Annotated in this window: 21 protein-coding genes; 6 read left to right on the forward strand and 15 right to left on the reverse strand. The window is 59.6% G+C overall.

Features of this window, described 5'->3' with window-relative positions:
* Positions 1–7 precede the first annotated feature (7 nt).
* Positions 8–1,189, forward strand: coding sequence for an aminotransferase class V-fold PLP-dependent enzyme (locus tag ACZZ0G_RS04750; RefSeq protein ID WP_463555464.1), 1,182 nt, complete (start codon positions 8–10; stop codon positions 1,187–1,189).
* Here the strand turns inward: ACZZ0G_RS04750 and ACZZ0G_RS04755 are convergent.
* From ACZZ0G_RS04755 to zwf, 4 genes are all read right to left on the reverse strand, one after another.
* Positions 1,186–1,761 carry a hypothetical protein gene (locus ACZZ0G_RS04755; RefSeq protein WP_463555465.1) on the reverse strand — a complete coding sequence of 192 codons (576 nt, stop codon included), beginning with the start codon at positions 1,759–1,761 and terminating at the stop codon, positions 1,186–1,188. The two genes, ACZZ0G_RS04750 and ACZZ0G_RS04755, sit on opposite strands and share 4 nt — an antisense overlap.
* A gap of 171 nt (positions 1,762–1,932) precedes the next feature.
* On the reverse strand, positions 1,933–2,598 hold the full coding sequence (locus ACZZ0G_RS04760) for a bifunctional 4-hydroxy-2-oxoglutarate aldolase/2-dehydro-3-deoxy-phosphogluconate aldolase (protein WP_007917858.1): 666 nt from the start codon (positions 2,596–2,598) through the stop codon (positions 1,933–1,935).
* 17 nt (positions 2,599–2,615) lie between these two features.
* Positions 2,616–3,329 carry a 6-phosphogluconolactonase gene (gene pgl / locus ACZZ0G_RS04765; protein ID WP_463555466.1) on the reverse strand — a complete coding sequence of 238 codons (714 nt, stop codon included), beginning with the start codon at positions 3,327–3,329 and terminating at the stop codon, positions 2,616–2,618.
* Complete coding sequence (gene zwf / locus ACZZ0G_RS04770) at positions 3,316–4,782, reverse strand: glucose-6-phosphate dehydrogenase (protein ID WP_463555467.1); 1,467 nt, start codon at positions 4,780–4,782, stop codon at positions 3,316–3,318. The genes pgl and zwf overlap by 14 nt, the downstream gene beginning before the upstream one ends.
* A gap of 226 nt (positions 4,783–5,008) precedes the next feature.
* Here zwf and ACZZ0G_RS04775 point away from each other — a divergent pair, with 226 nt between their 5' ends.
* Entirely contained in the window at positions 5,009–5,869 is an 861-nt protein-coding gene (locus tag ACZZ0G_RS04775; RefSeq protein WP_171057240.1) for a MurR/RpiR family transcriptional regulator, read from the forward strand.
* Positions 5,870–6,080: 211 nt separating this feature from the next.
* On the opposite strand, the gene ACZZ0G_RS04780 is transcribed toward ACZZ0G_RS04775, so the two are convergent.
* The 11 genes from ACZZ0G_RS04780 to edd form a co-directional block, all read right to left on the reverse strand.
* A complete protein-coding gene (locus ACZZ0G_RS04780; RefSeq protein WP_007917868.1) occupies positions 6,081–6,935 on the reverse strand; it encodes a D-hexose-6-phosphate mutarotase in 855 nt (284 codons plus the stop codon).
* A 113-nt stretch (positions 6,936–7,048) separates the two neighbouring features.
* On the reverse strand, positions 7,049–8,398 hold the full coding sequence (locus ACZZ0G_RS04785; RefSeq protein ID WP_463555468.1) for a carbohydrate porin: 1,350 nt from the start codon (positions 8,396–8,398) through the stop codon (positions 7,049–7,051).
* Positions 8,399–8,529: 131 nt separating this feature from the next.
* On the reverse strand, positions 8,530–9,690 hold the full coding sequence (locus tag ACZZ0G_RS04790) for an ABC transporter ATP-binding protein (protein ID WP_463555469.1): 1,161 nt from the start codon (positions 9,688–9,690) through the stop codon (positions 8,530–8,532).
* A 2-nt stretch (positions 9,691–9,692) separates the two neighbouring features.
* A complete protein-coding gene (locus ACZZ0G_RS04795; RefSeq protein ID WP_093430462.1) occupies positions 9,693–10,538 on the reverse strand; it encodes a carbohydrate ABC transporter permease in 846 nt (281 codons plus the stop codon).
* Complete coding sequence (locus ACZZ0G_RS04800; RefSeq protein WP_007917874.1) at positions 10,531–11,439, reverse strand: carbohydrate ABC transporter permease; 909 nt, start codon at positions 11,437–11,439, stop codon at positions 10,531–10,533. Before ACZZ0G_RS04800 ends, ACZZ0G_RS04795 begins: the two co-directional genes overlap by 8 nt.
* A gap of 110 nt (positions 11,440–11,549) precedes the next feature.
* Positions 11,550–12,851, reverse strand: a complete 1,302-nt coding sequence (locus ACZZ0G_RS04805; RefSeq protein ID WP_090285552.1) for an ABC transporter substrate-binding protein — start codon at positions 12,849–12,851, stop codon at positions 11,550–11,552.
* 130 nt (positions 12,852–12,981) lie between these two features.
* Positions 12,982–14,241 carry a D-mannose isomerase gene (locus ACZZ0G_RS04810; protein ID WP_463555470.1) on the reverse strand — a complete coding sequence of 420 codons (1,260 nt, stop codon included), beginning with the start codon at positions 14,239–14,241 and terminating at the stop codon, positions 12,982–12,984.
* A gap of 309 nt (positions 14,242–14,550) precedes the next feature.
* The gene (locus ACZZ0G_RS04815; protein ID WP_122606629.1) at positions 14,551–16,020 is read right to left on the reverse strand and encodes an ATP-binding protein; all 1,470 of its coding nucleotides are present in this window, start codon (positions 16,018–16,020) and stop codon (positions 14,551–14,553) included.
* Positions 16,010–16,741, reverse strand: a complete 732-nt coding sequence (locus ACZZ0G_RS04820; protein WP_463555471.1) for a response regulator — start codon at positions 16,739–16,741, stop codon at positions 16,010–16,012. Before ACZZ0G_RS04820 ends, ACZZ0G_RS04815 begins: the two co-directional genes overlap by 11 nt.
* Before the next feature lie 175 nt (positions 16,742–16,916).
* Positions 16,917–17,870 carry a glucokinase gene (locus tag ACZZ0G_RS04825; protein ID WP_463555472.1) on the reverse strand — a complete coding sequence of 318 codons (954 nt, stop codon included), beginning with the start codon at positions 17,868–17,870 and terminating at the stop codon, positions 16,917–16,919.
* Positions 17,867–19,693 (reverse strand): phosphogluconate dehydratase, encoded by a 1,827-nt coding sequence (gene edd, locus ACZZ0G_RS04830; RefSeq protein WP_463555473.1) that lies wholly within the window; start codon positions 19,691–19,693, stop codon positions 17,867–17,869. Before edd ends, ACZZ0G_RS04825 begins: the two co-directional genes overlap by 4 nt.
* A 220-nt stretch (positions 19,694–19,913) precedes the next feature.
* Here edd and gap point away from each other — a divergent pair, with 220 nt between their 5' ends.
* The 4 genes from gap (at position 19,914) to ACZZ0G_RS04850 (ending at position 25,413) form a co-directional block, all read left to right on the forward strand.
* Positions 19,914–20,915 (forward strand): type I glyceraldehyde-3-phosphate dehydrogenase, encoded by a 1,002-nt coding sequence (gene gap, locus ACZZ0G_RS04835; RefSeq protein ID WP_016983705.1) that lies wholly within the window; start codon positions 19,914–19,916, stop codon positions 20,913–20,915.
* 187 nt (positions 20,916–21,102) lie between these two features.
* Entirely contained in the window at positions 21,103–21,630 is a 528-nt protein-coding gene (locus ACZZ0G_RS04840; RefSeq protein WP_463555474.1) for an RNA polymerase sigma factor, read from the forward strand.
* 109 nt (positions 21,631–21,739) lie between these two features.
* Positions 21,740–22,705 (forward strand): FecR family protein, encoded by a 966-nt coding sequence (locus ACZZ0G_RS04845; RefSeq protein ID WP_463555475.1) that lies wholly within the window; start codon positions 21,740–21,742, stop codon positions 22,703–22,705.
* Between the two features lie 122 nt (positions 22,706–22,827).
* Positions 22,828–25,413: a TonB-dependent receptor gene (locus ACZZ0G_RS04850; protein WP_463555476.1), complete on the forward strand. Its 2,586-nt coding sequence runs from the start codon at positions 22,828–22,830 to the stop codon at positions 25,411–25,413.
* Positions 25,414–25,501 lie beyond the last annotated feature (88 nt).

Genomic DNA, 25,501 nt, shown 5'->3' on the forward strand with positions numbered 1-25,501 from the left:
GCCGACCATGCCCGATAACACCCGCCGCGCCCGTGACGAAGCCTTCTGGCAAACGTTCGCCGACCGTTACGACGTTCAACCTGGCCCCGTGAACCTGGAAAACGGTTACTTCGGGCGCATGTCGCGCACGGTGATCGAGGAGTACCAGCGCAATATCGAGCTGATCAACACCAGCAACTCGGTGTACGTGCGCCAGCGTTTCGAACAGCACGACAACCTCGACATTCGCGCGCAATTGGCCGAATTGATCGGCGTACGCGCGCAAAGCGTGGCTTTCACCCGCAACGCCACCGAAGGGCTGCAATCGCTGATTCGCAACTACAACCGCTTGCAGCCGGGCGATCAAGTACTGATCAGTGATCTGGAATACGACACGGTCAAAGGCGCCATGCGCTGGCTGGCCAGACACCGCGGCGCCGAGGTGATCGAGATTGCCCACGCGCACCCGGCGAGTTTCGACAGCCTGCTGGAGACTTACCGCGAAGCTTTCAGCGATCACCCGAAACTCAAGCTGATGGCCCTGACTCACGTCACTCACCGCACCGGTCTGGTCATGCCGGTACAAGCCATCGCCGCGCTCGCCAAGGAGCATGGCGTCGATGTCATCCTTGACGGCGCCCACGCGCTCGGTCAGATCGACTTCGATCTTGAAGCACTGGGCATCTCTTTCGCCGGATTCAACCTGCACAAATGGATAGGCGCGCCACTCACCCTCGGCTTCCTCTATATCGCGCCACAGCGCTTGGCCGATATCGATCCGGACATGGGTGAAATGCATTACCCGGTCAATGATATTCGGGCACGCACGTCTTACAGCACGCCCAACATTCCAGCGCTGATGACGTTGCCGCTGGTGTTCGAGGAGCATCGCTCACTCGGCGGCGCACCGGCCAAGGGCGCTCGCGTCAATTATCTGCGCAATCTGTGGGTCAGCGCGGTGCGGAATCTGCCGGGTATCGAGGTGATGACGCCCGACGATCCACGACTGTATTGCGGCATCACCTCGCTGCGTTTCACTCGCCACGATGATCAACAGGCAATGGCCGAGCGTCTGCTCAACGACTACAACCTGTTCACCGTGGTGCGCAACGGCGCCGCCAGCGGGCCGAGCATCCGCATCACGCCGGGGCTGACCAACACCGCTGACGACATGCAGTTGCTGGTGCGCGCATTGAACGAGTTGCGCTAAAACACTGTGATCAGGTGTTTGTCGTAGCCCGCCACGCCGATCTGCGATGACAGTGCAAAGGTGTCAACGCCGATCGTCAGACTGCCGAAGTAGCCGTCCTCCGGGCCGTCATCTGTAAGCGGGCGTACCGCTAGCCGAACAGCATCGTCATCCACGGCAGTGCAATTGCAGACGCAGGGCAGATGCAGGCGCCCTGCCCAGGCCTCCTGGTACAACTGCGGTTGTTGATCATCACTGGCAATGGCAACACTCAGAGCGATGCACGTAAAGGCACTGTGCCGATCCGGGTAAAGGCTGGTGAAACGAACGATGCCCTTACTGTCGGTCGTCTGGCTGCCACACAGTATGTCGGTGCCAATGCGCTGCTCGATGCGGACCACGGCGCCGCTGACCGGCTCGCCGGTCATGGCATCAACCAGGGCCAGCCGCAATAAAAGGGGCAAACCTTCAATCCCCGCGCTGATGTTGCGCACCTTGCCCTGGCTGTTGTGCCAATCGAAACTGCCCACCACGGGCAACTGCCGCAGGCGCAGGGGGTTGACTGATAAAACTACAGATTGACGGTCGTCCATGAGGCGTTCTCTCTTCCGTAAGATGAACGCAGATTAGCGCCACACAAATGCGCCTGTGCGGTAACTATGTATCGCGTGATGTCCTGGCACTTTCTTCGAGGCAAAAAAAACGGTGCACCGACCAAGCGCACCGTAAAGCCGTAGAACACACAACGAAGTGTCTGGTAACAATCAGTCCAGCAGCGCCAACGCCTCGGCGGTGCATTCCTGAATGCGCGCCCAGTCGCCGTTCTTGATCCACTCCGGATCAAGCATCCAGCTACCGCCCACGCACATGACGTTTTTCAGCGCCATGTAGCTCTTGATGTTGGCTGGGCCGACGCCGCCAGTCGGGCAGAATTTCACTTCGCCGAACGGGCCGCCGAGGGCCTTGATTGCCGCCACGCCACCGCTGACTTCAGCCGGGAACAGCTTGAAGCGGCGATAACCCAGACCGTAGCCTTCCATGATGCCGGAAGCGTTGCTGATGCCCGGCAACAGCGGAATCGGGCTGTCGACGCTGGCTTCGAGCAGGTCACGGGTAATGCCCGGAGTAACGATGAACTGCGAGCCAGCGGCTTCGGCAGCCGAGAGCATGTTGCGATCAAGCACGGTGCCGGCACCGGTCATCAGTTCCGGGCGCTGGTCGCGCAGGATCTGGATGGCTTTGAGGCCGAATTGCGAACGCAGGGTCACTTCCAGCGCAGTCAGGCCACCGGCAGCCAGAGCGTCAGCCAGTGGCAGCACGTCCTGTTCGCGAGCGATGGTGATCACCGGCAGGATCCGCGCCTTGGCGCAGAGGCTGTCGATCAGGGCAACTTTGTCCGCCATGGAAACGGTCGGGGATGGGGTTGTCATAGCGGCTGTTCCTTGGCTCATGGGCACCAGTAAATCTCTAACGTAGGTTGCAGAAACGCGCGCACCGGCATGGCGGCGACGTCGTCGGATGCCAGTGCGGCATTCAGGGTGGTCAGTTTCGACTGACCGGAAATCGACAGAATCTTGTGCCGGGCCGAGGCCAGCAGCGCACGGCTCATGGTCAAACGCTGACGCGGCACGCTTGGCGCCAGCATCGGCCAGCAACGGCGTGTGCCATCGGCTTGCAGAGCTTCGGTCAGGTTCGGGCTGTCGGGAAACAGCGACGCGGTGTGGCCGTCATCGCCCATGCCCAACACCAGCACGTCAATCGGTGGCAATTCGGCGAGCAAGCGGTCAGCCTGTTCAGCAGCCTGCTCGACGTTCGCTGCAGCGCTATAAAGGCTGAGGAATTGCGCTTTCGCCGCCGGGCCTTTGAACAGGTATTGCTTGAGCAGGCCAGCATTGCTGTCGGCGTGTTCAACCGGTACCCAACGTTCGTCGGCGAGGGTCACGACGACCTTCGACCAGTCCAGTTCCTGCTTGGCCAGGTGCTGGAAAAACGCCACCGGGCTACGACCGCCCGACACCACCAGCACCGCGTTGCCGCGTGCCGCAATGGCCTCGCTCAATTGCTTGGCGACGTTCAGCGCCAGACCTTCGGCCAACAGCACCGGGCTGTTGAATTCGTGAGCGTTCACGCCCGCAGGCAGTTGCACATCAGATATCGCCATACCACGACCTCCCGTCCCGCGTGATCAATGCAATGGAGCTCATCGGCCCCCACGACCCGGCCGCATACGGCTTGGGCGCATCACCGGATTTTTTCCACCCGGCGATCAGCTGGTCACACCATTTCCACGCGGCTTCGATTTCATCTTTACGGACAAACAGGTTCTGATTGCCGTTCATCACTTCCAGCAACAACCGTTCGTAGGCATCGGGAATTCGCGCGCTACGCCAGGTGTCGGAGAAATTCAATTGCAGCGGGCCGCTACGCAGTTGCATGCCTTTGTCCAGGCCCTGCTCTTTGGTCATCACGCGCAAGGAAATGCCTTCGTCCGGTTGCAGGCGAATGATCAGTTTGTTGCTGATCTGCAGGCGCTGCTCGGGGGCGAAAATGTAGTGCGACGGTTCCTTGAAGTGGATGACGATCTGCGACAGTTTCTGCGGCATGCGCTTGCCGGTGCGCAGGTAGAACGGCACGCCGGCCCAGCGCCAGTTGCGGATGTCGGCACGCAGGGCGACGAAGGTTTCGGTGTCGCTCTGGGTGTTGGAATTCGGTTCTTCGAGGTAACCCGGAACGGATTTTCCTTCGCTGTGGCCAGCGATGTACTGGCCACGCACCACTTGGGTAGTCAGGCCTTCCGGGCTGATCGGCGCCAGCGCCTTGAGCACTTTTACCTTTTCGTCACGGATGCTGTCGGCGGACAGGTCAGCCGGAGGGTCCATGGCGATCAGGCAGAGCAACTGCAACAAGTGATTCTGGATCATGTCGCGCAACTGGCCGGCCTTGTCGAAGTAGCCCCAACGGCCTTCAATGCCCACCTTCTCGGCCACGGTGATTTCCACGTGGGAGATGTAATTCTGGTTCCACTGAGTTTCGAACAGGCTGTTGGCGAAACGCAGGGCGATCAGGTTCTGAACGGTTTCTTTGCCCAAGTAGTGGTCGATGCGGTAGGTGCGGTTCTCCGGGAAGAACTGCGCCACGGCGTCGTTCACTTTGCGCGACGATTCGAGGTCGGAGCCGATCGGTTTTTCCAGCACCACACGGGTGTTTTCCGCCAGACCGACTTTCGCCAGGTTCTCGCAGATCGCGCCATACACCGCTGCCGGGGTGGCGAAATAGGCAATCACGCGTTGCGTGCTGCCGGCCAGTTCGGCCAGCGCCACATAATCTTCGGATTTCAGGAAGTCGACGTGCAGGTAAGTCAGGCGCGCGAGAAAACGCTCGGCGACAGCCTCGTCCAGCTCTTTGCCCACATAACGACGCAGTTCGGCGGCGATGAACGCCATGTGCTGCTGCTGAGAACCTTCTTCACGGGCCAGCGCAATGATGCGCGTGTCTTCGTGCAGCAAGTCGGCGCCATCGAGGTGATAAAGGGCAGGAAACAGCTTGCGCAGGGCCAGATCGCCAAGCGCGCCGAACAAGGCAAAGGTGCACGGTTCAACCGTAATCGAAGGCATGATGTTTGTTCTTTTATCAAGTTAAGCTACAAATACCTTTTTTCAAGGCATCACTCAAGGGAAAATGTAGTAATAACCACAACATTTTCGCAAAATACAGATTCCGAGTGGTGGTCAGTCGGAGCCATCAGTAGGATAGGCCACCGTTACGGGCCATATCAAAGGCCCAATTTGCATAGCCCGGCGCACCTTCGCGCAGGTGAATTAGGAATTCCATATGGACCGCGTGCGAAATTTACTGGAACAGATCCAGAGTCGCCTTGAAGACCTGAACAAGGCCGAACGCAAAGTCGCCGAGGTGATCCTGCTCAACCCGCAGCAGGCCACCCGCTTCAGCATCGCCGCCCTCGCCCAGGCGGCCTCGGTGAGCGAACCGACGGTCAACCGTTTCTGCCGTTCGTTCGGTGTCAGCGGTTATCCCGAGCTCAAGCTGCAATTGGCGCAGAGTCTGGCCAGTGGCGCGGCGTATGTCAGCCGCGCGGTCGAGGCCGACGATAATCCCGAGGCGTACACGCAGAAGATTTTCGGCAGTGCCATCGCGTCGCTGGACAGCGCTTGTCAGGCGCTCGACCCGAACCTGATCAGCCGCGCCGTCGACCTGTTGATTCAGGCCCGACAGATCCACTTCTTCGGCCTCGGCGCTTCGGCACCGGTGGCGCTGGATGCGCAGCACAAGTTCTTCCGTTTCAATCTGGCCGTCACCGCCCACGCCGATGTATTGATGCAGCGGATGATTGCGTCGGTGGCGCACACCGGTGAGTTGTTCGTGATCATTTCCTACACCGGCCGCACCCGCGAGTTGGTCGAGGTGGCGCGCATTGCTCGCGAGAACGGCGCTTCGGTGTTGGGTTTGACGGCGGAGAATTCGCCGTTGGCCAAGGCGAGTACCTTGAGCCTGAATATTCCGCTGCCGGAAGACACCGACATTTATATGCCGATGACGTCGCGGATCATTCAGTTGACGGTGCTGGATGTGTTGGCGACGGGGATGACCTTGCGTCGCGGGGTGGATTTCCAGCCGCATTTGCGCAAGATCAAAGAGAGCTTGAATGCGAGCCGGTATCCGGTGGGTGACGAGTTCAACTAAAGGTCAAAAGCCTACCCTCACCCCAGCCCTCTCCCGAGGGGAGAGGGGGCCGACCGAGGTGTCTTGCGCTGTACATCGACCTGAAATATCCAGTCGATTATGGATTCAGCACTGCTCTTTCATTTCGGCGTAATTCTTCAGCATCCCCCGATCGGTCCCCTCTCCCTCCGGGAGAGGGCTAGGGTGAGGGGCTACGATGTGACTGACACACTCAAGCCGCCGCCCACGCCTGCAAACTCAAATGCGCCTTCTCCCCCGGCGCTAAATGCAGGCTGTCAGTCCCACCCGCCGCCGCTTCAACACAGACAAACTCGGAAATTTCATCCCACGTCACGCCCAACAACGGCCGCGCCCCGGGATGCCAGACCACCGTGTCCGCGCTGTCACCGGTATCAATGCACAACTCACGTTGCCAAGCGTGATCCTTGAGCTGCAATTCGCCGTCATGCTGGAACACCCGCTGACACCCGCCATCCACCCGCAACTCACCTTCCTGCTGGCAAACCTGCCGATTCAACTGGTCGTAACCCTGCGCCCCTTCGAGCCCAGACAGCGCTATCTCACCGACATCGCCAATACGCCAGTAAGCGTGCAAAGCCTGGCTCAACTGGCACGGCATGTCGTCCTGATGCTCGGTGCTCAGGCGTAATTCCATGCGCTCGCCCAAATGCGCGTGCAGGTCGACCTGCCAGTCGCACAGCTGCAATTGCCAGTGCAGGCGCACGCCATCTTCGGCGCTGCTGCTGTCGAGCAACTTCCAGTCGAGCAGTCGCGCCCAACCATGCGATGGCCAGGCGTTTTCGCTCGGATGACGGCCATACCACGGCCAGCACACCGGCACGCCACCGCGAATGGCACCCACGTGCGGCCACTTCGCCGCACACCATAACCACGGCTTTTGCCCGCGCGGCTGAAAGTGCAGCAACTGCGCGCCCTGACGACTGAACACCGCCTGACACAGCGGATGATCGATCACCAACACGTCACGCATCTGATAGCGCTCCCAGGCGAACACCGGTTGTTCACGCAGGGATTTGAAGAAGCGTTGTAGCGGATGCTCATGCATTTGCCACGATCCTGAACTCGTCTTTCACTGGGTTGCGCCAGCCCCAAAAAAAAGCGGACAGCCTTGGCTGTCCGCAAATATGCGCACATAGAGAGGAGCTTATCGCAGACGCGTTAGAACGTAGACTGAATTTTCAGGCCAGCGACCAAAGCGTTGTCCACTTCATCCACACCACCCGGGTGAGTGATGTACTGCAGGTTAGGACGTACGGTCAGCCAGTTGGTAACGTGGAAGCCGTAGTTGATCTCGTAGTTGTATTCGGTTTCGCGAATTGGCGAGAACACCGGATTGTCGTAATCCGAAACACCGTTGGACGCATTCAGCAACTCGGCGTTTTTCTTCACATCGTCGTTGACGTGGATACGTGCCGCGCCGATACCGACGTCATCCTTCGGACGCGCGTCGAACGGACCTTTGTAGACAAACATCACCGACTGGTAGTTGTCGATGAAGTTGGTGTCCTTGTCGTGGAACGTGGCGTTGGCCGCGATGTTCAGACCACGCGAGGCATCACCGTTGTGGCTGGTGAGTTGCTGTTGCGCGACGAACCAGTAACCGCTTTTGCTGTTGTGGGTTTTGTAGGCGTCGCCAGTGGTGGCGGCGTCAAAACCGTTGACGTCTTCGCGAACGTCGTCAGCATCAGCCGTGCTCTTGTAGTAGCCAACGCGGTATTCGCCCGGCAGGCTGTTGACCTTCGGCGACCAGACCAATTCAACCGGAAGAACAGTACCTTTGGTGCCGCTGCCGCTGAGTTTGAAGCCGTTGCCGTGTTCCAGCTGCGACGGGTTCTGGTTGTACGCACCGATTTGCGCGTAGAGCTCGTCGTTGATGTTGTACTTCACACGGATCGCGGCCTGGCTGACTGGCCAGTTGTACCAGATGTTGGTCGCCCAGTTACCCACTTGGGAACCGCAGAACGCCAGGTTCTGGAAGTCGCACGGGAAGGTGTTGAAGTCTTCGCCTTCACCGAAGTAACCGGCCTTAACGTCGAGTTTGTTGTCGAAGAACTGGTGCTGAATCCACAACTGGGTCAGACGCACCATGTGGCCACGACCGTAAACTTCTTGCGAGGAACTCAAGGTTCCGGCACGCGGATCGCCAACGCGGTCGTTGGAGATGTTGTAGCCATTACGGTTGGTCAGCTGGATCTTCGCCTGGGTGTTATCCCAGCCCCACAGCTTTTGCAGATCGAGTGCCACGCCCAGACCGAACTGGTCGCTGTAGCGCCCAGTCTTGTCATCGTTATAGCCGCCGTGCAGGTTGGCGCCCATTTCCCCAACGTAGTCGGCCTTGATGTCGATACCCTGCTCGATCAGCTTGGTCCGCTCGCCACCCCAGTCACCGGTCATCCATTTCGAGTCGGAGCTGAAGGCATCCGCCGCCATGGCGTTACCGGCCAGCACCAATGCCGCCGCAGCTGACACTTGGCAGATCAACCGGGCATTGACGTGTTTCTTTTTCATCCCTACATCCTCGTCTTTATTGTTATTAACTGTTTTTATCTAACGCGGTTTACATAAAGTGCGATGGACTACAGGCAATCCACCGCGTGCTCCTTTGTGGGAGTGAGCAGGCTCGCTCCCACATTTGTTCTTCAGCGGCCTTTGAATTGCGCCACGTTCGCAGACCGCGCATCGGTCTGTGGTTGGCCGGCAGTGCCCAGACGCTCGCCCGTGTTGGCATCGAACAACAACACTTTCGACGGATCGAATTGCAGCGTCAGGCTCTCGCCCACCTGCGGTGCCACGTCCGGCGCCAGACGGCAGCAGACTTTGGTGTCATTCAAATTGACGAACACCAGCGTGTCCGGACCGGTTGGCTCGGTCACCTGCACTTCGGCGCGAATGCTCGGCAGGCCATTGCCCTCGCCGTTCGCCAAAACAATCTGCTCAGGGCGCAGGCCGAGGATCACTTCGCGATCTTCCAGACCGGCATCCTGCATGCTCATCGGCAGCTCGCAACGCGCCTGGCCGCTGTCGAGCAGCGCCAGCAGACGACCGTCCTTGCGTTGCAGACGCAGCGGAATGAAGTTCATCGGCGGCGAACCGATGAAGCTCGCCACGAACAGGTTGGCCGGGTTGGTGTAGATGTCTTTCGGCGTACCGAACTGCTGAATGATGCCGTCCTTCATCACCGCAACCTTGTCGCCCAAGGTCATCGCTTCGATCTGGTCGTGGGTCACGTAGACCGTGGTGGTTTTCAGGCGCTGGTGCATCAGTTTCATTTCGGTGCGCATCTCGACGCGCAGCTTGGCGTCAAGGTTGGACAGCGGTTCGTCGAACAGGTAAATCTTCGGCCGACGCGCCAGTGCGCGGCCCATCGCCACACGCTGTTGCTGACCGCCGGAGAGCTGACCCGGCTTGCGATTGAGCAGGTGTTCGATCTGCAGCAGCTTGGCCACGCGCGCGACTTCTTCGTCGATCGCCGCTTGAGGCATTTTGCGAATCTTCAGACCGAACTCGATGTTCTCGCGCACACTCATGGTCGGGTACAGCGCGTAGGACTGGAACACCATGGCGATGTCGCGATCCTTCGGGCTCATGCCGCTGACGTCCTGATCACCGATCATGATCGCGCCGCCGGTGATGGTTTCCAGACCGGCGATGCAGTTCATCAAGGTCGATTTGCCGCAGCCCGACGGGCCGACGAGGATCAGGAACTCACCGTCCTTGATCGACAGTTCAATGTTCTTCAGGGTGTCCGGCAGGCCGGCACCGTAGGTCTTGTTGACGTTGCGAAGTTCGAGCGTTGCCATGATTACCCCTTGACTGCGCCGGCCGTCAGCCCGCGCACGAAATACTTGCCTGCGACCACATAGACCAGCAGGGTCGGCAGGCCGGCGATCATCGCCGCTGCCATATCAACGTTGTATTCCTTGGCGCCGGTGCTGGTGTTGACCAGGTTGTTCAGCGCCACCGTGATCGGTTGCGAATCACCGCTGGAGAACACCACACCGAACAGGAAGTCGTTCCAGATCTGGGTGAATTGCCAGATCAGGCAGACCATGATGATCGGCGTCGACATCGGCAGAATGATGCGGCGGAAAATCGTGAAGAACCCCGCGCCATCCAGGCGTGCAGCTTTGACCAGCGCATCCGGAATGCTCACGTAGTAGTTACGGAAGAACAGCGTGGTGAACGCCAGCCCGTAAACCACATGGATAAACACCAGGCCGGTGGTGGTGCTCGCCAGGCCCATCTTGCCGAGGGTGAACGAGGCCGGCAGCAGCACGGTCTGGAATGGCAGGAAGCAGCCGAACAACAGCAGACCGAAGAACAACTGCGAACCACGGAAGCGCCAGAACGACAGCACATAACCGTTCAACGCACCGATAGCGGTGGATATGATTACGGCTGGCACAGTGATCTTGATCGAGTTCCAGAAGTAACCGTCAACCGTGGCCCAGGCCTTGACCCAGCCAATGCCGCTGACCACGGTCGGCCAGCTCAACAGGTTGCCGGTGCTGATGTCTTCCGGAGTCTTGAAGCTGGTCAGCAACATGACCACCAGCGGCACCAGATAAAGCAGTACGGCGATGATCAGCACTGCGTAGATCGCGATGCGACTCAGGCTGATAGCAGGTTTGGCAGCGAGACTAGTCATTGCGCTTGGTCCTCAGCTCGGAATACAGGTAAGGCACGATGATCGCGAGGATCGCACCGAGCATCAGAATCGCACTGGCCGAGCCCATGCCCATCTGGCCGCGGCTGAAGGTGAAGGAATACATGAACATCGCGGGCAGGTCGGAGGAATAACCCGGACCACCGGCAGTCATCGCCGCGACCAGGTCGAAGCTCTTGATCGCGATGTGGGCGAGGATCATCACCGCACTGAAAAACACCGGACGCAGGCTTGGCAGCACCACTTTCCAGTAGATCGTCGGCATGCTCGCGCCATCGATCTGCGCGGCACGGATGATCGATTGATCAACGCCACGCAGGCCGGCAAGGAACATCGCCATGATGAAGCCCGAGGCTTGCCACACAGCGGCGATCACCAGGCAGTAAACCACGCGATCCGGGTCGATCAGCCAGTCGAGACGGAAGCCTTCCCAGCCCCAGTCACGCAACAATTTGTCCAGGCCCATGCCCGGGTTGAGCAGCCATTTCCACGCGGTACCGGTGACGATCATCGAGAGCGCCATCGGGTACAGGTAAATGGTGCGGATAAAGCCTTCGCGACGAATGCGCTGGTCGAGGAACACCGCCAGCAACACGCCGATCACCAGAGTGATACCGATGAACATGCCGCCGAACACCGCGAGGTTTTTGCTCGCGACCCACCAGCGATCGTTGTCGAACAACCGCGCGTATTGCGCAAGTCCCGCCCACTTGTAGTTGGGCAGGAACGTCGAGGTGGTGAACGACAGCACGAACGTCCACAGGATGTAGCCATAGAAGCCCACCAGCACGATGAACATGCTCGGCGCCAGCACCAGTTTTGGTAGCCAGCGTTGCAATGCATCGAACGGCGAGGCCTTGCTGAACACAGCAACAGAACTCATGGGGAAATCCATCAAAAAAAGAGAGGAGCAGTGGCGAGCTGCAAGCTGCAAGACCAACAGAGCTCAAGCTTTTGACTTGTAGCTTGCGGCTCGCAGCTCGTCGCTACCGCCTATTTGGCTGACTGCACCGCTGCGCCAAGTTTCTTCGCAGCATCGGCCGGGTCGGCTTTCGGGTCGTTGATGTAGTTGGTCACGACATCAAAGAACGCGCCTTGCACCGCCAGCGTGGTCGCCATGTTGTGCGCCATGCTTGGTTGCAGGCCGCCAGACTTGGCGTCCGCCAGGAAGTCCTTGGCAGCGGTCTGGGCGCAGGAGTCGAAGCCGAGCTTGTCCATGTTGTTCAACATGTCGTTGCGTACCGGGATCGAGCCTTTGTTGATGCTGAAGACTTTCTGAAAGTTTTCACCCAGCACGACTTTGGCGATGTCTTGCTGACCGGCCGCAGTGCCTGCGTCCTTCTGCTTGAACACGGCCAGCGAGTCGATGTTGTAGGTGAACGCCTTGTCGGTGCCCGGGAACGCTACGCACTCGTAGTCCTTGCCAGCGACTTTCTTCGCGGCGGTCCATTCGGACTTGGCCCAGTCACCCATGATCTGCATGCCGGCCTTGCCGTTGATGACTTTGGCCGCTTCCAGGTTCCAGTCCTGGCCTTTGCCGTCAGCGTCCATGTAGGTCGCGACTTTCTTCAGCTCGGTCAGCGCCTTGACCATTTCCGGGCCGGTCAGTGCTTTGTTGTCCAGGTCGACCAGGGCTTTCTTGTAGCCATCAACGCCCATGACCGAAAGCACTACGGCTTCGAACACGGTGCTGTCCTGCCATGGCTGACCGCCGTGAGCCAGCGGAATGAAGCCCGCCGCTTTCAGCTTGTCGCCAGCGGCATAGAATTCTTCGAGGGTGGTCGGGTTCTTGGTGATCCCGGCTTTCTTGAACACTTCCGGGTTGATCCACAGCCAGTTCACACGGTGAATGTTCACCGGCACGGCCACGTAATCACCGTCGTACTTCACGGTATCGGAGACTTTCTTGTCGAGCAGGCTGTCCCACTTTTCCGACTTGGCGACGTCTTTCAGCACGTCGGTGTCGAGCAGGCCGGTCGACGCCCATTCCTGGATGTCCGGGCCTTTGATCTGAGCAACGCCAGGCGGGTTGCCGGCCACAGCGCGGCTTTTCAGCACGGTCATGGCAGTTGCACCGCCACCGCCGGCGACAGCGCCGTCTTTCCAGGTGAAACCGTCTTTTTCGACTTGCGCCTTGAGCACATCAACAGCGGCTTTTTCGCCACCGGACGTCCACCAGTGCACGACTTCGACCGAACCTTTGGATTCGGCAGCGGAAACACTGAGAGGCAGAATTGCGAGCGGGAACAGGGAGGCGACAGAAATGACAGTAGCGAGGCGAGAAATCGCATTCATCTGAGATGTACCTTTCTTGTTGTTATGCATGCAAGTCTGGTGCTTGCGCTGCACAGGAGTTTAAACAGGACGTTTCCCTTCGCAGGTAACGAAGGGACGCGCGAATGTCACCGTATGGTTACATGATTAATTACATAGCAACGCTCTGAGACCACTGCGCCAGCGCAGTCGCCATGCTCGGCGACAAGGGTAGACGAGGGATCAGCACGGCTTGCCAGGCATGGTACAGATCGGGTTTGCCTGGCCAGATATCGGCGCTTGGCGTGTTTTGCGGATTGAGTTCGTGGTGCCAACTGCCGTCGCAACGGTCGATGAAATTCATTTCGCAGAATTCCCAGAACAGTCGGTACCAGGTTTCGTATTGCGCATCTCCGCTGCGTTTGAGCAACGCGCTGGCAGCGGCGCTGGCCTCGGCGTGCGTCCAGTGCAGACGATGGCGGACAACGGCTTTGTTGTCCCAGTCGAGGGTGTAGACGATGCCCGGCAAACCATCGACATTCCAACCGTTGCGGCAGTTGTTCTCGAAGAGTTTTGCCGCGTCAGTGGCGAGCCAGCCGGGCGTCAACATGCCGGCCTGCACTCGCGCCGCTTCGAGGTGCAGCAACAGCCGCGCCCACTCGAAACCGTGACCCGGTGTGGTGCCGTACGGGCGGAAACCGTCGGCAGGATTGTCGTGGTTGTATTCACGCAGCGGTTGCCAGTCGCGGTCGAAATGCTCGATAACCATGTAACCGTTGCCAGCCGCGTGACCGTGGATCACCCGCTCGACGATGCGTTGCGCACGCACCAGCCAGCGCGGATCTTCAGTGACATCAGCCAGTGCGAGGAACGCTTCGGTGGCGTGCATGTTGCTGTTGGCGCCGCGATAGGCTTCTTCTTCGCTCCAGTCGCGGTTGAAGAACTCGCGCATGGCGCCCTCTTCTTCGCTCCAGAAATAGGTGTCGATGATGTCGATGGCGTCATCCAGCAACGCTTGTGCGCCGGGGCGTTTGGCGACCACAGCGGAGCTGGCGGCCAATGCGACGAACGCGTGCAGATAGGCGTTTTTACCGGTGTTGTCGTCGCGGTGTTCGGCGACGGCAAACCAGCCACCGTGTAACGCATCACGCAACGGGCCTCGCAGGGCGGCGATGCCGTGATCGACCAGTTCGGCAAAACCCGGCAAGCCTTGAATATGGGCCATGGCGAAGCTGTGAGTCATGCGCGCGGTGTTCATGGTTTCGGCTTGTGCGTTCGCTGGCAGACGGCCGCGCTCGTCGAGGTTGCCGAAGCCTTCGGGCAGTTTTGATGCCTTGGCGAAATCCAGCAGACGCAGGCCTTCGGCGGCGAGCCATTGCTGGTGGGCAGGGGCGTTCAGCCAACTGCTGAAGCCGGGTTGGAAGAGATCCATGGGTGGCCTTTTTTGTTGTTATGTCTGCGGGGAGTCTAAACAACGGGTTGGGCTGGGCTTGTAACGAAGGGGGCGGGGTTTGTCACCGGACCGTGACAAAGAGCGATCCCTCACCCCAGCCCTCCCGAAACGTCGGACCGCCCAGAGGGAGAGGGGGCCGATCGCAGGATGCTGAAGAGTTGCGCCGAGCTGAAAGTGCTTTACCGAATCCATAATCGACTCAATGCATCAGGTCGGCGGATAGCCAAATACGCCTCGGTCAGTCCCCTCTCCCTCCGGGAGAGGGCTAGGGTGAGGGGCTCTTTTGATCTAATCCGCTGAACGCGGCAATTGCAGGGTCACCCGCAACCCACCTTCACGCAAATTCTGCAACGTCACTTCGCCGCCATGACTGTGAGCAATATTGCGCGCGATGCCCAACCCCAAACCATAGCCCTGCTGCTGCCCCGCCAATCTGAAGTGCGGCTCAAAAACTTGTTCCAGCCGCTGCTCCGGCACACCCGGCCCTTCATCATCAACGTGCAAGACAAACGCGCTGTCATCATCATCGATGTGCAAATGTGCGTTCTGCCCGTACTTCAAGGCATTGTCGATCAAATTACCGATGCAGCGTTTCAACGCCAAAGGTTTACCCGGATACGCCGCCAACGCACGACCATGCTGAGTCACACGCCCGTTGCCGTTCGGCGCCAGGTACGGTTCGACCAGACAATCAAGCACATGGTTGAGATCCACCGGTTCGATGTTCTCGTGGATGTCAGTGTCTTTCACGCATTGCAGCGCGCCTTTGACCAGCAACTCCAACTCATCCAGATCACGACCGAATTTGGCTTGCAACTTCTCGTCTTCAAGCAATTCGACGCGCAAACGCAAACGGGTGATCGGCGTGCGCAGGTCATGGGAGATCGCGCTGAACAACTGACTGCGCTCGGTCAGGTAACGGCTGATGCGCTCGCGCATGGTGTTGAACGCGCGGCCCACTTCGACCACTTCACTGCCGCCGCCCTCGGCCACTGGCTCGACGTCGGCACCCAGCGACAGATCCCGAGCTGAGCGGGCCAGACGCTTGAGCGGCCGGCTCTGCCAGTGCACCAGCAGGCCGATGAACAGCAGCAAAAATCCGCTGGTGAGGACGATGAACCACACCTGCTGGGATGGCAGGCCTTGTTCTTCGAGGCTGGTGTACGGCTCGGGCAACAGTGAAGCGATGTACAGCCATTCGCCCGGCGCCATCTGGATCTGCGTGACCAACACGGGCGGATTCACCGGTTCCAGGGTCAAGGCGTAATGCGCCCACGAGCGTGGCAATTCATCGAGTTTCAGCCCTGCGTTGAAGATCCGCAGGTCTTCGGGGCTGACGAAGGTCACTGATATATCGGTGTCATGCCCGAGGGTCTGGCGCAGCACTTCGTCGACCGCTTTCATCACCGCGGCTTTACGCGGCGTGACAGGCAACACATCCATGCCCAAGGGCTTGTCGTTGAGTGTCACGACAAATCGGGTGCCGCCCATGCTGCGCAATTGATCCAGCACCAAAGGTCGATACGCCACCGGTAACGAGCGGAAGTAACTGACGCTGGCGGTCATTGAATGGGCGAGGCTGCGGGCGCTGGTGACCAGGCCTTCGAGTTGCGTGGCGCGCAGTTGCGAGACCCAGATCACGCTCGACAATGTTTGTGCGAACAGCACCGCCAGCAACGTCAGCAGCAACATCCGCCCGAGCAGCGAACGCGGTACCGGCACCTTGGCGGCGAGTTTGCGCAGCGAATCAGTGACCATTGCCGGCAACCACATTGGCTGCCAATTGGTAGCCGCTGCCGCGTACGGTGCGGATCAACCGTGGCGGTTTCTCGGTGTCGCGCAGACGCTGGCGCAAACGGCTGACGGCCATGTCGACGATACGATCGAGCGGCATCAGGTCGCGGCCACGGGTGGCGTTGCCGATGGTGTCGCGGTCGAGGATTTCCTGCGGGTGATCGAGAAACAGTTTCAGCAGAGCGAAGTCAGCGCCGGAGAGAATCACCTCTTCACCGTCGCGGTGAAACAGCCGATGACTGACCATGTCCAGCCGCCATTCATCGAACGCCAGCACGTCGCTGCCGCTGCGCTCCTGGCCGAATTGCGCACGCCGCAGCAACGCCTTGATGCGCGCTTGCAGTTCGCGGGGGCTGAAGGGTTTGCCGAGGTAGTCGTCGGCGCCGAGTTCCAGACCGATCACACGGTCGGCTTCGTCGGAACTGGCGGTGAGCATGATGATCGGCACCTGCGCCTGACGCGGATGCTGACGCACCCAACGGCACAGGCTGAAGCCGTCTTCGTCGGGCAGCATGACATCGAGGATCACCAGATCGCTCGGCGCCTCGTTGAGGGCCTGACGGAAACTGGCGCCATCGGCGGTGGCACGCACCTGAAACCCGGCGCGGGTCAGGTAGGTTTCCAGCAACTCGCGTATTTCCTGGTCGTCATCGACCAACAATATCGACTTGTTGACTGAGCTCACTTCGAAGGCATCCTTGTTGTTGGAATTGGGGCGGATTATGCCTGATGAACCGATCGTTCCCACGCTGATCGTTCCCACGCTCTGCGTGGGAATGCCTCTGGGGACGCTCCGCGTCCAGTGACGCGGAGCGTCACGGGCTGCATTCCCACGCGGAGCATGGGAACGATCTCACGCTTCAGCCTGCCTGTTCCAGAGCCACACCCGCGCCCATAAGTCCGGAATACGGCGCTGTCACCAGCCACACCGGTATGCCTTTGAAGTAATCGCTCATGCACCCTTTGTCAGCAAAGCTGCGGGCAAAACCGCTTTCGAGGAAGAAATCGGCAAAGCGTGGAATCACACCACCGACGATATACACCCCGCCACGCCCGCCCGTGGTCAGCACGTTGTTGCCGGCGACACGGCCGAGCCAGCAGCAGAACTGCTCAAGCACTTCCAGCGCAATGGGATCACCCGCCAGCCCGGCCGCGGTGATCGCTTCCGGCGTATCGAGTTTCGGCTCATGCCCGTCCACCGCGCAGATCGCCCGGTAAACCCGTGGCAATCCACCACCGCTCAATGCGGTTTCTGCGCTGACATGGCCGATCTCATTGTAGATGTGCTGCCACAACTGCGTTTCACGGGGACTGCTCAGCGGCAGATCAACGTGACCGCCCTCGCCCGGCAACGCCGCGTAACGACCTTCGCCCAGATCAAGCAATGTACCAACGCCAAGACCTGTGCCCGGGCCGATCACCACCGCCGGGCGCAATGGCTCCGGCGTGCCTTCGCAGACCACGCGGAATTCGCCCGGCTGCAAACGGGTCATGCCCAGCGCCATCGCCGAGAAGTCGTTGACCAGCAACAACTGCTCGACCTGTAAGGTTTTGCAGAACGCGGTGCGGCTCAGCCGCCAGTGGTTGTTGGTGAACTTGAACTCATCACCACTGACCGGACCGGCCACCGACAGGCACACCGAACCGATCGAACCCGGCGCCAGACCGAGCCCGCTCAGGTAGAGGCTGATCGCCTCTTCCGGGCTGGCGTGGTCGGCCGTGGCCAGCACCTGAACCGATTCCAGTTGCTGGTTTTTCCACAACGCAAACCGCGCGTTGGTGCCTCCGATATCACCGACCAAAGCCAGTTTCAATTAAGCGTCTCCAGGGCAGAAGTGAAGGCGCTGGCGCCCTGCTCCGCCGAGCTGAAGGCCAAACGCATGAAGCCGAACAGTTCGCGACCGCTGCCGATGTTGTTGCCCAACAGGCCTTTGGCGGGTTCGCGCGCTGCAAATTCTGCGGCGTCGACCTTGAGCTCCAAGGTGCCTTTGACGCCATCGACGCGGATGATATCGCCCTCTTGCACCCGCGCCAAAGCGCCACCGACATAAGCCTCGGGGCTGACGTGAATTGCCGCCGGGATTTTCCCCGAGGCGCCGGACATCCGTCCGTCAGTCACCAGCGCGACTTTGAAACCGCGATCCTGCAGCACGCCGAGGAACGGCGTCATCTTGTGCAGCTCCGGCATGCCGTTGGAACGCGGGCCCTGGAAGCGCATCACCGCGACAAAATCTTTTTCCAGCAATCCAGCCTTGAACGCGTCGGCCAGATCCTGCTGATCCTGGAACACCATCGCTGGCGCTTCGACGATCTGGTTTTCCAGCGCAACAGCGGACACCTTCATCACACCGCGCCCGAGGTTGCCTTCCATCACCCGCAAACCGCCTTCCTGCGAGAACGCACGCGCAACAGGACGGAGGATGTTTTCGTCGAGGCTGTCGGTCGGACCTTCACGCCAGACCAGTTCACCGTTATCCAGGAACGGCTCTTTCGTGTATTGGCTCAAGCCGTGGCCAAGCACGGTGTTGACGTCTTCGTGCAGCAGACCGGCGCCGAGCAGTTCGCGGATCAGGAACGACATGCCGCCCGCTGCCTGGAAGTGGTTGATGTCGGCTTTCCCGTTCGGGTAGACGTGGCTCAGGGTCGGCACGACTTCGGAGAGGTCGGCCATGTCCTGCCAAGTCAGTTGAATGCCCGCCGCCATGGCCATCGCCGGCATGTGCAGGGTGTGGTTGGTCGAACCGCCGGTGGCGTGCAACGCAACGATGGAGTTGACCAGCGCCTTCTCGTCGACGATTTCGCCGATCGGCATGAAGTTGCCGTTCTGCTTGGTCAGGCGCGTAACCTGGTGCGCGGCTTCGCGGGTCAGCGCGTCACGCAGCGGCGTGTTCGGGTTGACGAACGAGGCACCCGGCAAGTGCAGGCCCATGACTTCCATCAGCAACTGGTTGGTGTTGGCGGTGCCGTAGAAGGTGCAGGTGCCCGGGCTGTGGTAGGACTTCATCTCCGATTCCAGCAGCTCTTCGCGGGTGGCTTTGCCTTCGGCGTACTTCTGGCGCACGTCGGCTTTTTCCTTGTTGGAAATCCCCGAGACCATCGGCCCGCCCGGGACGAAAATCGTCGGTAGGTGACCAAAGCGCAGCGAACCCATCATCAGGCCCGGGACGATCTTGTCGCAGATGCCGAGCATCAGCGCGCCGTCGAACATGTTGTGGGAAAGCGCCACCGCCGTGGACATCGCGATCACTTCGCGACTCGGCAGGCTCAGTTCCATGCCCGGCTCACCTTGGGTCACACCGTCGCACATCGCCGGAGTGCCGCCAGCGAACTGACCGACCGAGCCGATTTCGCGCAGGGCATTCTTGATCTGTTCCGGGAACACTTCGTACGGCTGGTGCGCCGAGAGCATGTCGTTATATGAAGAAACAATCGCGATGTTCGCCGAATTCATCATCCGCAAGCTGTGCTTGTCTTCGCTGCCGCACCCGGCCACGCCGTGGGCAAAGTTGGCGCATTGCAGCTTGCCGCGCATCGGCCCGTCAGTGGCGGCGCCGCGAATCAGTGCAAGGTAAGCCTGACGCGTGGCGCGGCTGCGGGCGATAAGCCGTTCGGTGACCTCAAGGACGCGGGGATGCATGTGTAGAACTCCAGGCTAACGGATGTGGCGACCTGATTGTCTATGCTGATCAAACGCCGTTGTTGTTGGAATGACAGACGGCTTTTTTGACCATTCGGACCAGTTGATTCAGGTCACTCGTTGTAGATAAAACAAAATATTGCCACTAAAAAGGCTTGTTTTCTATTTTTATGCGAATAATCTTGTAATTCCAACAACAAAACGACGGCGGCGCTGTTCCATGACTCTTCGAATCGCAATCAATGGTTTTGGCCGCATCGGCCGTAATGTCCTGCGCGCACTGTATACCCAAGGCTATCGACAGGATTTGCAGATTGTCGCCATCAACGATCTGGGCGACAGCTCGATCAATGCTCATCTGCTCAAATACGACACCGTTCACGGCACGTTCGACGCGCAGGTCGAGCATGACAATGAAAGTCTGACCGTCAACGGCGACCGCATTGCGGTCAGCGCCATTCGCAACCCGGCCGAACTGCCATGGGCGGCGGAAAAGATTGATGTGGTGTTCGAATGCACCGGTCTCTTCACTGATCGCGCCAAAGCGGCCGCGCATCTTACTGCCGGCGCGCGCAAAGTCATTATTTCGGCCCCGGCCAAAGGTGCCGACGCCACCGTGGTTTATGGCGTGAACCACGACATTCTGCGCCAGTCGCACCAGATCATCTCCAACGCTTCGTGCACCACCAACTGCCTGGCGCCGGTGGCGCAAGTGCTGCACCGCGAGCTGGGGATCGAAAGCGGTCTGATGACCACCATTCACGCCTACACCAACGATCAGAACCTCACCGACGTCTATCACACCGACCCGTACCGCGCGCGTTCGGCCACGCAGAACATGATCCCGAGCAAGACCGGCGCCGCTGAAGCGGTGGGCCTGGTGCTGCCGGAACTGGCCGGCAAACTGACCGGCATGGCCGTGCGCGTGCCGGTGATCAATGTGTCGCTGGTGGATTTGACCGTGCAGCTGAAAAAAGAAGCCAGCGCCGAGGAAGTCAACGCGCTGATGAAAGCGGCCAGCCAACATTCGAAGATTCTCGGTTTCAACACCTTGCCGCTGGTATCCAGCGACTTCAACCACAACCCGCTCTCGTCGATCTTCGACGCCAACCACACCAAATCCAGCGGCAAACTGCTGAAGGTGCTGGCTTGGTACGACAACGAGTGGGGCTTCTCCAACCGCATGCTGGATAACTGCCTGGCGCTGTGTAACGCCGAGTAAGATTGTCCTGATCCCCTGTAGGAGCTGCCGAAGGCTGCGATCTTTTGATCTTGTTTTTAAGATCAACATCAAAAGATCGCAGCCTTCGGCAGTTCCTACATTTATCTGTGTCGATCACAAAACAACACTTGACCATTCGACTAGATGATAAGCATTATCATTCGCTTGAAATCGATCAGGTCCTCCCGTGAGTCAATCGCGCTTCAACCACGTTTTCCTCACCCAGCGCACATCCTTGCTGCGTACGCTGGAGCGGATGGTCAACAATCACAGCACCGCTGAAGACCTGCTGCAGGAGACCTACCTGCGCGTGACGCGGGCGCTGAGCGAGCGGGCCATCGATCACCTCGAACCTTTTGTCTTCCAGACCGCGCGCAATCTGGCGCTGGATCATTTGCGCGCGCGCAAAATCCATTCGCGAACCATGGTCGATGATGTGCCGCAAGATATCGTGCACAGCGTCGCCGCCCCCGCCAGCAGCGCCGAAGATGCCGCCCACGCCGAACAGATGCTGGAGCGCCTGAACGTGAGCCTCAGTCAACTCAGCCCGCGTCAGCAACAGATTTTCATCCTCAGCCGTTTGCACGGGAACAGTTATCAGGAAATCGCCGATGAGCTGAATGTTTCCCTCAGCACGGTGCAGAAAGAATTGAAGCTGATCATGACCATTTGCATTGGCGTCGCCGAACGGCATAACAGCAGCGGCAAGTTATAAGCTTCAAGCAGCAAGCTAGAAACGCAAAGCCATACAACGGACCGAGCTTTGACTTGCAGCTTGTCGCTTGAAACTAGAAACTGCTTCGCCAGAAGCCTGAGGAAACACCGTGACGGACACCCACCGCTCGCCTTCGCCGGATTCGGTGCAGGACGCTGCAAACGCAATGGACCAGGCGCTGGACTGGCTCATCGTGCTCGGCAGCCCGGACGAGGAGCAGACCCGGCAATTTCATGCCTGGCTGGCGGCCGATCCGCTGAACGCCGAAGCGTTTGCCAAGGCCCAGGCGATCTGGGACGGCCCGCAAGTCGCCCAGTGCGCGCAAAGCCTGGCGGCCAAACCTGCAAAAGTCCCCGTCCTCAAGCGTCTGCGTCCGCACTGGAAACCGCTGGCCACCGCCGCGGTGCTGGTGCTCGGTCTGTTCAGCTTCAGCAATTTGCCCATGCGCCTTCAGGCCGATCACCTCACGGTGGTTGGCGAGCGCCAGCGTCTGCAACTGGAGGACGGCTCGAAAGTCCTGCTCAATACCAATTCGGCATTCTCCAGCACCATCAACGATCAACAGCGCGTTGCCCGGTTGTTTCAGGGCGAGGCGTTTTTCGAGATTGCCAGCGGCCGCAATCAACCGCTGGAAATCGATGCCGGGCCAGTCACTGCCAGCGTGCGCGATACGGCGTTCGCCGTGCGTTATCTCGATGGCGTCGCGCAGGTCAATGTGCAGCGCGGCGACGTCGATTTGCGCGCCACGCACAACGATGCTCGGGTACGTCTGACTGCCGGTGAAAGCATCCGCATCGGCCCGAATGGTTTCGACCGCCCGGCCAAACTCGATGCCAACACCGATCTGGCCTGGGTCCAAGGCCGACTGGTGTTCGAGAACTGCCCGCTGAATCAGGTCCTGGCCGAATTGCGCCGTTACTATCCGGGCTGGATCATCAACACCAACGAACACTTGGCGGACGTCGCCGTGACCGGCAATTACCGTCTCGATCAGCCGCTCGACGTGGTGCGTTCCCTCGCGCACATCACATCGGCGCAACTGAAAGAATTCCCCGCGCTGGTGATTTTGAACTAAATGAGAATTATTTTTACTCGATAGCCATTGTCAGTACGTCTCGTTATAGCCAATGCAATTGATTCGCAACACGCGAAGACAATCAGCCCCTATAAAGATTCGTGCGACACGGAGCGCTATCGATGTCCTCACGCCTTACCCGCCAGACTTCCTCCCCTTCCCGCGTATTGTCGCTGCTGACCGCTGCCATCCTGATGGCCGGCACTGCACCGCTGATGGCTGCCACCGAGCAGCCGGCGCGCAACATGGGCGATTACTCATTCGCCATTGGCCAGCAGCCGCTGGTGTCGGCGCTCAATGCCTTCACCGCCGTGACTGGTTGGCAGGTCGGCTTGCCGGCAGAATTGGGTCAGGGCGTGTCATCGCCGGGCGTGCGTGGCTCGCTGCCACCGGAAAAAGCCCTCGATCGTCTGTTGGTGGGGACCAACCTGACGTTCCGTAAACTCGGCAACAACAACGTGGTGCTGGAAAAGCGCAACGCCAGCGGCACGCTCAATCTCGATCAGGTGACTATCAGCGCCACCCGTCAGGAGCAGTCGGTCAGCAGCGTGCCGGCCACTGTCACCGTGCAGACCCGCCAGGATCTGGACCGCAACAACGTCAACACCATCAAGGATCTGGTGCGTTATGAGCCGGGCGTTTCCGTCGGCGGCGCCGGTACGCGTGGCGGCATTAGCGGCTACAATATCCGTGGTATCGACGGCGACCGCATCCTGACTCAGGTTGACGGCGTCGAAGTCCCGGACGGCTTCTTCAACGGCCCGTACGCCAAGACCCAGCGCAACTACGTTGACCCGGAAATCGTCAAACGCGTGGAAATCCTCCGTGGCCCGGCCTCGGTGCTCTACGGCAGCAACGCCATCGGCGGCGCCGTCAGCTACTACACCCTCGATGCCGACGACATCATCAAGCCTGGCAAGGGCGTCGGTGCCCGACTGAAAACCGGTTACAGCTCGGCCGATGACAGCTGGCTGAAGTCCGCCACCGTCGCCGGCCGCGCCGAGCAGTTCGACGGTTTGCTGCATTACAGCCAGCGCGACGGTCACGAAACCGATTCCTACGGCAGCAACAATGGCACTGGCCTTGAGCGCACCGCCGCCAACCCGGAAGACGTCCGCGCCTACAACGTGCTGGCCAAGATCGGCTGGAACTACAACGAAGATTCGCGTCTGGGCCTGACCTACGAAAAGTACAAGGATGACCGCGATACCGATCAGAAAAGTGCCTACGGTGGCCCGTACTTCAACGGCGCCCCGACCATCCCCGACAGCGTACTGCCCGGCGGCATGTATCAGTGGCGCACCGGCAACGACACCATCACCCGTGAACGTATCGGCATCGAACACTCGTTCGCCCTCAACAGCCTGCTGGTCGATAACGTGAAGTGGAGCCTCAACCACCAGATCGCCAAGACCGACCAGAGCACCACCGAGTTCTACTACCCGATCACCCGTAAAGTGTTGCGCACTCGCGACACGATTTACGAAGAGAAACAGTGGGTGTTCGACGCGCAACTGGACAAGGCTTTTGCCATCGGCGACACCGATCACGTGCTGACTTACGGCACCACCATCAAGCAACAGAAAGTCACCGGCTCGCGCAGCGGCGACGGCAAATGCCTGGCCGTCGGCCGCGGCTGCAGCGCCATTGGCGCGACCAGCACCGCTGACGTGTTGGCCAAAGCCACCGACTTCCCGGACCCGACCATCAACACCTACAGCGTGTTCGCTCAGGATCAGATCAGCTGGAACAACTGGACCTTCCTGCCGGGCCTGCGCTACGACTACACCCAGCTCAAGCCGCACATCACTCAGGAATTCCTCAACACCGTGGCGGCTGACGGCCAAGGCACAGTCAGCGACAAGAACAAGACCTGGCACAAAGTCTCGCCGAAATTCGGCCTGACCTACGCCCTGACCGAGAACTACACCTGGTACGGTCAGTACGCTGAAGGTTTCCGCACCCCGACCGCGAAGGCGCTTTACGGCCGCTTCGAAAACACCACCACAGGTTACAGCGTGGCGCCGAACCCCGACCTCGACCCGGAAAAAAGCAAAAGCTATGAAACCGGTCTGCGCGGCAATTTCGAACAAGGTTCGTTCGATGTGGCAGTGTTCTATAACAAGTACCGCGACTTCATCAACGAAGATGCGGTGACCCCGGGCCGCAACGAACTGACCTTCCAGTCGGCCAACATCAAGCACGCCACCATCAAGGGTGCGGAAGTCAAAGGTCGTCTGAATCTGGATGCGTTCGGCGCGCCGCAAGGCCTGTACACCCAAGGTTCTATCGCCTACGCCTACGGTCGCAACAACGACAACGGCGAGCCGATCAACAGCGTCAACCCGCTGACCGGCGTGTTCGGTCTGGGTTACGACCAGGACAACTACGGCGGCCTGCTGAGCTGGACTGTGGTGAAGAAAAAGGATCGCGTCGACGACAGCAATTTCAAGTCGCCGGATGGCGTCAGCAGCCAGTTCAAAACCCCGGGCTTCGGCATTCTTGATCTGGCCGGTTATTACAAAGTCACCGACGACGTCACCGTCAGCGGCGGCATCTACAACCTGACCGACAAGAAATACTGGCTGTGGGATGACGTGCGCGGTTACGACAGCGTCGGCGAAGCGTCGGTGACGCAACCGGCCAACCTCGATCGCCTGACCCAACCGGGCCGCAACTTCGCGATCAATCTGATCTGGGACATCTGATCCGACCAACCTCACTGCGCGTGTTCAGGCACGCGCAGTGAGGTTTTTTTACGCTTGCACGTCGCCTTGTTCGTCTCGTTATCAAGCG

The organism is Pseudomonas sp. AC169, assembly GCF_979258515.1.

What these genes read in the sequence shown, in the direction of transcription:
- ACZZ0G_RS04750 (WP_463555464.1), top strand. Translation starts at nt 8, where the DNA reads ATGCCCGATAACACCCGCCGCGCCCGTGACGAAGCCTTCTGGCAAACG.
- ACZZ0G_RS04755 (WP_463555465.1), bottom strand. Translation starts at nt 1,761, where the DNA reads ATGGACGACCGTCAATCTGTAGTTTTATCAGTCAACCCCCTGCGCCTG.
- ACZZ0G_RS04760 (WP_007917858.1), bottom strand. Translation starts at nt 2,598, where the DNA reads ATGACAACCCCATCCCCGACCGTTTCCATGGCGGACAAAGTTGCCCTG.
- pgl (WP_463555466.1), bottom strand. Translation starts at nt 3,329, where the DNA reads ATGGCGATATCTGATGTGCAACTGCCTGCGGGCGTGAACGCTCACGAA.
- zwf (WP_463555467.1), bottom strand. Translation starts at nt 4,782, where the DNA reads ATGCCTTCGATTACGGTTGAACCGTGCACCTTTGCCTTGTTCGGCGCG.
- ACZZ0G_RS04780 (WP_007917868.1), bottom strand. Translation starts at nt 6,935, where the DNA reads ATGCATGAGCATCCGCTACAACGCTTCTTCAAATCCCTGCGTGAACAA.
- ACZZ0G_RS04785 (WP_463555468.1), bottom strand. Translation starts at nt 8,398, where the DNA reads ATGAAAAAGAAACACGTCAATGCCCGGTTGATCTGCCAAGTGTCAGCT.
- ACZZ0G_RS04790 (WP_463555469.1), bottom strand. Translation starts at nt 9,690, where the DNA reads ATGGCAACGCTCGAACTTCGCAACGTCAACAAGACCTACGGTGCCGGC.
- ACZZ0G_RS04795 (WP_093430462.1), bottom strand. Translation starts at nt 10,538, where the DNA reads ATGACTAGTCTCGCTGCCAAACCTGCTATCAGCCTGAGTCGCATCGCG.
- ACZZ0G_RS04800 (WP_007917874.1), bottom strand. Translation starts at nt 11,439, where the DNA reads ATGAGTTCTGTTGCTGTGTTCAGCAAGGCCTCGCCGTTCGATGCATTG.
- ACZZ0G_RS04805 (WP_090285552.1), bottom strand. Translation starts at nt 12,851, where the DNA reads ATGAATGCGATTTCTCGCCTCGCTACTGTCATTTCTGTCGCCTCCCTG.
- ACZZ0G_RS04810 (WP_463555470.1), bottom strand. Translation starts at nt 14,241, where the DNA reads ATGGATCTCTTCCAACCCGGCTTCAGCAGTTGGCTGAACGCCCCTGCC.
- ACZZ0G_RS04815 (WP_122606629.1), bottom strand. Translation starts at nt 16,020, where the DNA reads ATGGTCACTGATTCGCTGCGCAAACTCGCCGCCAAGGTGCCGGTACCG.
- edd (WP_463555473.1), bottom strand. Translation starts at nt 19,693, where the DNA reads ATGCATCCCCGCGTCCTTGAGGTCACCGAACGGCTTATCGCCCGCAGC.
- gap (WP_016983705.1), top strand. Translation starts at nt 19,914, where the DNA reads ATGACTCTTCGAATCGCAATCAATGGTTTTGGCCGCATCGGCCGTAAT.
- ACZZ0G_RS04850 (WP_463555476.1), top strand. Translation starts at nt 22,828, where the DNA reads ATGTCCTCACGCCTTACCCGCCAGACTTCCTCCCCTTCCCGCGTATTG.